The 6,755-nt window shown below is 45.1% G+C and carries 5 protein-coding genes and 2 pseudogenes; 3 read left to right on the plus strand and 4 right to left on the minus strand.

All coding sequences use genetic code 11. From position 1 onward, the window contains the following. The 3 genes and pseudogenes from RIG27_RS16195 to RIG27_RS16205 all read right to left on the minus strand — a co-directional run. Positions 1-181, minus strand: a pseudogene (locus RIG27_RS16195) (hypothetical protein); the annotation flags it as partial. A gap of 100 nt (positions 182-281) precedes the next feature. Further along, positions 282-881, minus strand: a complete 600-nt coding sequence (locus RIG27_RS16200) for a 4Fe-4S single cluster domain-containing protein (RefSeq protein WP_446346790.1) — start codon at positions 879-881, stop codon at positions 282-284. Between the two features lie 246 nt (positions 882-1,127). Continuing rightward, complete coding sequence (locus tag RIG27_RS16205; RefSeq protein ID WP_446346792.1) at positions 1,128-1,928, minus strand: radical SAM protein; 801 nt, start codon at positions 1,926-1,928, stop codon at positions 1,128-1,130. Positions 1,929-2,451: 523 nt separating this feature from the next. On the opposite strand from RIG27_RS16205, the gene infC (RIG27_RS16210) reads away from it, so the two are divergent. The 3 genes from infC (RIG27_RS16210) (at position 2,452) to RIG27_RS16220 (ending at position 5,915) form a co-directional block, all read left to right on the plus strand. Then, on the plus strand, positions 2,452-2,943 hold the full coding sequence (infC, locus tag RIG27_RS16210; protein WP_269546331.1) for a translation initiation factor IF-3: 492 nt from the start codon (positions 2,452-2,454) through the stop codon (positions 2,941-2,943). A 234-nt stretch (positions 2,944-3,177) separates the two neighbouring features. Continuing rightward, on the plus strand, positions 3,178-3,648 hold the full coding sequence (gene infC / locus RIG27_RS16215; RefSeq protein WP_446346796.1) for a translation initiation factor IF-3: 471 nt from the start codon (positions 3,178-3,180) through the stop codon (positions 3,646-3,648). A gap of 353 nt (positions 3,649-4,001) precedes the next feature. Next, the gene (locus RIG27_RS16220) at positions 4,002-5,915 is read left to right on the plus strand and encodes an iron uptake porin (protein WP_446346794.1); all 1,914 of its coding nucleotides are present in this window, start codon (positions 4,002-4,004) and stop codon (positions 5,913-5,915) included. A 91-nt stretch (positions 5,916-6,006) separates the two neighbouring features. Here RIG27_RS16220 and RIG27_RS16225 read toward each other — a convergent pair. Next, positions 6,007-6,755, minus strand: a pseudogene (locus tag RIG27_RS16225) (hypothetical protein); the annotation flags it as partial.

Below are 6,755 nucleotides of genomic sequence, written 5' to 3' on the forward strand. Positions count from 1 at the left end.
GACCAATTTCCAATGACCAATGACCAATGACCAATGACCAATGACCAATGACCAATGACCAATGACCAATGACCAATGACCAATGACCAATGACCAATGACCAATGACCAATGACCAATGACCAATGACCAATGACCAATAACCAATGACCAATGACCAATGACCAATGACCAATGACCAATAACGAAATTTGAGTGTGTAGGGGCGGGTTTAGGGACTTCCGTCTCGCTGTTAATGATAACCTTTGGTTCAAAACCCGCCCTGACTAAGTTTTACGACATCTAACCTTCGCTCAAATTCATTTGACCTCGAAATCCTGTAACAATGCGACTACCATCTTTAAGGATATGAATCTCCATTTGATCAGAAGCCCATGTGATTTGGTCTTTTAATGCCGGATTAAATACACGAACGCGCTGATTTCGGGATGAGACAGGTGAATCGGGGGAATTAATTGCCAAGGATTCAACAAAGGGACCATCAACTAAAATATCCAGTTGTTCTAATAACTCGGGTGCGCCTGGAGGAGCATCAGGTGATTGCAGTTCCCCTAAAGTAAATCCACTAAATGACATGACATTTAACCCCGCCACTTTGAGTTTCTTAGCTAACTGCGCTAGGGCTGGCGCTTGCCAAAAGGGTTCTCCACCAGAAAAAGTGACTCCTTGATTGCGGGGATTGGACAAAATTTTATCCGCTAATTCATCAACAGCAATTAACTGGTTAATTTCAAAAGACCAGGATGCTGGATTGAAACAGCTTGCACATTCTCGGTTACACCCTTGCACCCAAACCACAGCGCGACAGCCAGGACCATTTACTTCTGACTCGTCAACGTATCCCATAATATTCAGATATCCAGGAGGAATGTCATTGGTCATTGGTTATTAGTCCTTTGTCATTGGTCATTGGTCATTTGTCCTTTGTCAAATATTTCCACAACGCTTTAACTCAATTGGGGCGGGTTTAGCTGTATCTGGGTGAGGTCAGAAACGATAATAGTGAAACCCGCCCCTACACCCTTCAAAACCATGCCCGACTAGCAAAGCGAAGTAGTCAGGGCGGGTTTTGAGCAAAAGGTTATCATTAACAGCGAGACGGAAGTCCCTAAACCCGCCCCTACACATTTACCGTGGAGCGCATCGAACGGGGATATTAGTTGCATCCTGAATTTTAGCGGCAAAGGCTTGTAAGACATCCCCACTAACTTGCTTTAATTGTTGTACAGGATAGGGACGTGATTCGGTAGGGGTATGATTACCCCGTCCATCCAGTTGATGGGTTAAGGGTTTAGGGCGGGTGGGGGTGTTGAGTTGAATTTCATCGGGATGTAGCGATCGCACTAATTGTATGTAAGTGTCTTGACTAGGCTGATTCGGTGGGGTTAACAGCATCGTTTGTATCCCTATATGTCCTGGATATCTCTGACGAAATTCCTGGATACCTGTCCAGATTTTGAGCCAATCGACTTCCATGACAGGACGATTGACACGCTGTAGTTGATCAGGATTCACCGCATCGAGTTTAACCGAGACTTTATCCGCCAAGGCTAACGCCGCCTGCACGTCTGAGTCACCTAAAAGCGTACCATTTGTCAAGACTAAGACAGGCTTGTGAGTCATTTCCTTAACCTGGGCAATAATCTCAGCCAGGTTGAGGGCTAGAGTGGGTTCGCCATTGCCACTGAGGGTTACCACATCTACATCCCAAGGGGCAAACGCTTGTAAATCTTGGACAATTTTTTCGGTAGGGACAAAAACTTGACGTTGGCTGGTGCGAACTTGAATTTCCCCTAACTGACAATATACACAGTTAAATGAGCAAGTTGATTGGAGTCCGATGGGATCAATACCCAGCGATCGCCCGTAGCGCCAGGAGTCCACTGGACCATAGACGGAGGTAAATGCGGCGGTTGATTGAGTGGTCATAATTTTTCCTCCCGTATTATACGAGGATTTCTCACATCGGTTGCGAGGAGAAGTTTTCTCTATTGTCTCTCGGTTTTTTTCGTGCCGCTACTCAGTCGCGACCGTTTGCCATTCTAATATGACAAGAGACGCCATTGAGAGTTTCCCGTTGCCCAGAGCCGATTAACCCTGGATTCTGTTCAAATTTAGCCCGTGCCATCTTAGACGGTAGGTTATCTGCATGGGCGAATTCACTCTATTTATGAATATATATCCAATTAGTTATTCTTGAAATAGGTATAGGGAAATTCGTACCCAATTTGCTCAAATAAGGGAAGTTCAGTGTCAAAGATGTTCTGTTCATCGTTTATGGTGCTAGCGAAGCGAGAAGCCAGCTACATCGTCCTTGGAACTCTACTAGGTAATGAACGATATAGCAGGTTGGGAGTGTCGCGAGTTAGTATTGGTAGTCCACTTGGTCAGCATTGCGCTATCCTAAAGAAGAGTTAGCCGGTAAGATATCAAGTTCTAGGAGGAATGTATTATAGCTAACAAAGACAAGCAACGAATCAACCGTCAAATCAAGTCTCCTCAGGTTCTCTTGATTGATCATGAGAATAACAATCGCGGTTTGACTGATACTCGTGAGGCTCTACAACTGGCGAAAGATGTAGGTCTGGACTTGGTGGTAGTCTCTGAGCGTAAAGATGCTCCCGTTGCAAAAATTTTGGACTACGGGAAACATCAGTACCAACAAAAGAAACGCCAACGCCAAAGCTCTAAACCAACGCTCAAGGAAGTTAAACTGCGTCCGAATGTGGGCGAGTCTGATTACAGCTTACGCATCAATCGAGCTGTTGAATGGTTGAGCAAAGGCGATTCCGTAAAGTTTCAGGTGCGTCTGCGGGGTCGGGAACATCAACATCGCGATCGCGCCACAGAATTGCTAGAGCGTGTGGTGTCTGATCTGGGTGAAGTTGGCAAAGTTCAGTCTTTTGATCGACGGGCACTGGTTGTTCAGATTGTTCCATCCTAGTACAAGAGGGCAGACGGCAGACGCTTGTAAGGTAAGGTTTACGGTATCTGCTTTTTCACCTATTGTTAATGGGTGAGTTTTTCTGCGCCTGCTGCACTAGCTCCAGATGGCACTGACTCAAGATTTCTCAAACCTTAGCGGGATGTGAGGTGATCAGCATTGGGTTAACCTGATAGTTAACCAGTGGGATGTTGAACTTAGGAGGAAAGTCTTATCGCTAAAAAACAGAAACAACTGATTAACCATAAAATCAAATCACCTCAGGTTTTGTTGATTGACCATGAAAACAACAATCGTGGCTTGACAGATACCCGTGAGGCACTGCAAGTCGCTAAAGATGCGGGTCTTGATTTAGTAGTCGTCTCTCAAAGTGAAGACGCTCCCGTAGCAAAGGTTTTAGACTACGGAAAACATCAGTACCAGCAGAAAAAACGTCAACGCCAAAGTTCTAAACCAACACTCAAGGAAGTGAAATTGCGTCCCAATGTGGGTGACTCCGATTACGGCTTACGTATTAAAAGAGCGCTTAATTGGTTGGATAAAGGTAATTTAGTCAAGTTTCAAGTGCGCCTGAGAGGGCGAGAACATCAACATCGCGATCGCGCCAGGGAACTACTAGAGCGTGTGATTGATGACCTCGGCGAAGCGGGAAAAGTCCAGTCTTTTGATAAGCGATCTCTGATTGTTCAGGTGGCTCCCGCCTAGATTAGCTTTTTACTCAGGGATCAATGAGATTGTCTGTTGGCAGTTGCCTGGGATAAACCAGGCAGCTTCCTGCTATTTGAAAATTATCTAGTAATATTTTATCTTTACTTTTATCGTCTGTGGGGGTTTGGGGGAGATATAAGACCCACGCGGTAATTTTAATTCAGCGTGGGATACACTGGACTTCCCCAAGTTAATTTAGGTGATTCGATGTCACCTAAATTAACATTTAGTGGTGTTGCGTTAGCCTGTGAAGGCTTTATAATCAGTTCATCATAATCAGTCTACTACTTTACTAAGGTTGGGTTCAGCCAAACCAAAAAGGATCAGACATTTTGTGTGAGGAACTAATCGTGAATCAACATCACCTAAGATTTTGGGGGAAAATAGGTCTATTGTGCCTAATTGCTGGTGCTATTCCGTGGGATGCCAATCCTGCTATTGCCAAGACAACTGAGTTAGAATCTACGATTGCAGAGGAAGCCACTCATCCCATTAATAATCTCCACGTTGGACTTAGCGATCGCACGCCTCTATCCGCGACACCTCTGAAGCAGACGGGGACAACGGATCAACCGACTCATCTACAAATAGCACAAGAGTTAGAGGATAATAACTCCCCAGTCACCTCTGTCTCAGATATGTTAGAACGCCTCGATTCAGAGTCATCCCCGATGGGACAAGTGACATCAGTTTCCCAACTCTCCGATGTCTCTCCTGGAGACTGGGCGTATGAAGCCCTCAGAAGCTTAGTTGAACGGTATGGTTGCATTGCCGGTTATCCCAATGGCACCTTTCGGGGAAACCGCGCCCTGACTCGCTACGAGTTCGCGGCTGGGTTAAATGCGTGTTTGCAACAAATTGAACGGTTAATCGTGGGAACGGGAGTAGATGATACAGAGTTAGTCACATTACGGCGACTGATTGAGGAATTTGAAGCCGAACTCGCTACCCTGGGCGCAAGAGTTGATAATTTAGAAGGACGAGTAGCCTTTTTAGAAGATAACCAGTTTTCCACAACCACCAAATTAAATGGTGAAGTCATTTTCTCACTCGTTGGGGCAACTAGCGATGATGAGGATGCCAATATTATTCTGGCTGACCGAGTGCGCTTGAACCTGAATACCAGTTTTACGGGTCAAGATTTACTGATTACGGGGTTACAAGCCTATAATTTTGGTGGCGATATAACCGGGGCGGGTAGCGTTCAAGGGGCGTTATTTCCAGGACGAGACGCTTTTTTAAGTGAAGGTTCAACAAAACTCAGTTTTGAACCCCAGTTTCCCGAATTTAACCCTCAAGACTTGAGTGATAGTGCGGGTTCTAATGACGTTGAACTCTACAAACTCCTGTACATTTTCCCATCAGGAATCAACAACTTAACCCTATTTGCGGGAACAGCAGCAGAAGCATCGGATGCGTTTCCCGCCATTATCCCCTTTTCCAGTGAAGGACAGGGGGCGATTTCTCGATTTGCCACATTGAACCCCGTTTTACGTGTATCTGGGGGAACCTCCCAAACCGGTTTAGCTTCAGCAGTGGGATTTATTTGGGGGATTTCTGATGCAATCGACTTGCGGGCGTTATACGGTAGCGTCAATGCGGCGATTCCGGAACAAGGTGACAACAATATATTGGGTTCAGGGTTCTTTGGTGGGAGTACCGTCGCCTCAGCGCAGCTTACTGTTAAACCCAGTTCTCAATTTGATATTGGTCTGAACTACGCTTATAGTTACCACGACCTGAATATTATGGGTCTAGGATTAACTCGATTTTCCTCCAACCCGCTGAATATTCCTGGACGCACAGTTGATGGAGATGGTAATCCGATTGTTGGTGGTATCTTAGATACACCCGTTCATGTTAACTCCTTAGGTGCTACCGCAACCTGGCGTTTTTCTCCTAAAATTTCACTAACGGGTTACGGCGCTTATTTCTTTGTCGATGCTGTAGCCGGTGCGGATGCATCTTCTGATTTCACGACTTGGATGGCGGGGTTATATTTCCAAGACTTATTTAAAGAAGGGAATACGGCAGGTTTAATTTTTGGACAACCTTTGCATCGGGTAGAAGCAGATGGTGAGGCTAACTTGACAGAACCCGGTGTTGACCGAGAAACACCCTATCATCTAGAGGCATTTTACAACTTTAAGGTTAGTGATAACGTCAGTATTACGCCAGGAGCATTTGTTCTGTTTAATCCAGAAAGTGATAGCAATAACGATACCGCTTTAGTCGGTGTACTGCGAACTACATTTACCTTCTAGTAGTTGACCGCTTCTAAAAACCTAGACAAATCTACCCATAAGTAATTCTGTCTTGGTATAAGTCTACGGTGTAACTTTTGGTCGATAACCGTTAACGCTTACGCTTGGCTGATACCCGGCATTGTCGCTCGATATCAGCCAAAACCTTCGGTTCCCAGTTAGAGACGCGCTCCGTAATCGTGTCTACGATTGACTACAGGGCATCGACCAATAAAATTATTAAATTGATATAGAGCACTCCATACGTGCTTTCTCGGATTCACTCCAAGATAGGCGGACACAGAGCGCGGCAATCTCTCACTATACTTCATTCCTCTTCTGGCAATTGCTTTTGTCTGCTGCCACATCAGAGGATAGTCCATACATCCGACTATATTTAACCAATCCAATCAAACTCGTGTAAGCTGGATTGCACAAAGAAAGAGTTATTCCTCGGTTGGATAAAATCGATGACAAAATCTGATAAAAACGACTGTATGCCCAGGCAGAAAGCATTCGAGCATATTTTTTTGTTCGCTCTCTTAATTGAGCTTTCTTGGTCGAAAAATCTAAGCGTTCGCACAGAATAGGACTCTGAAAACTTCTGGCTAAAGCTGCCAATTTCAAACAAACATCTACAATTTGAGCATCTTGTTTACCTGTGGGTAAACCGGTCTGAAAAGGAAGAGTTCCCTGAGCTTTTAAATTTCCTTGACCATCAACATAAGCCCAACCAATAGAACTAGGATTTAGATCGATACCCAGGGCACCATACTGAATTTCTCTACTCACCTTCTCCACCGCTGCGGGTGTGAATTGAACAGCGACCACCCAGCGATTATCCTTTCTATAGAAGTGCCA

The organism is Coleofasciculus sp. F4-SAH-05 (genome assembly GCF_040222985.1).
Lineage (GTDB): Bacteria > Cyanobacteriota > Cyanobacteriia > Cyanobacteriales > Coleofasciculaceae > Coleofasciculus > Coleofasciculus chthonoplastes.

Excerpts from the sequence above, each read along its gene's own strand:
- RIG27_RS16200 (WP_446346790.1), bottom strand. The coding sequence starts at position 881 with ATGACCAATGACATTCCTCCTGGATATCTGAATATTATGGGATACGTT.
- RIG27_RS16205 (WP_446346792.1), bottom strand. The coding sequence starts at position 1,928 with ATGACCACTCAATCAACCGCCGCATTTACCTCCGTCTATGGTCCAGTG.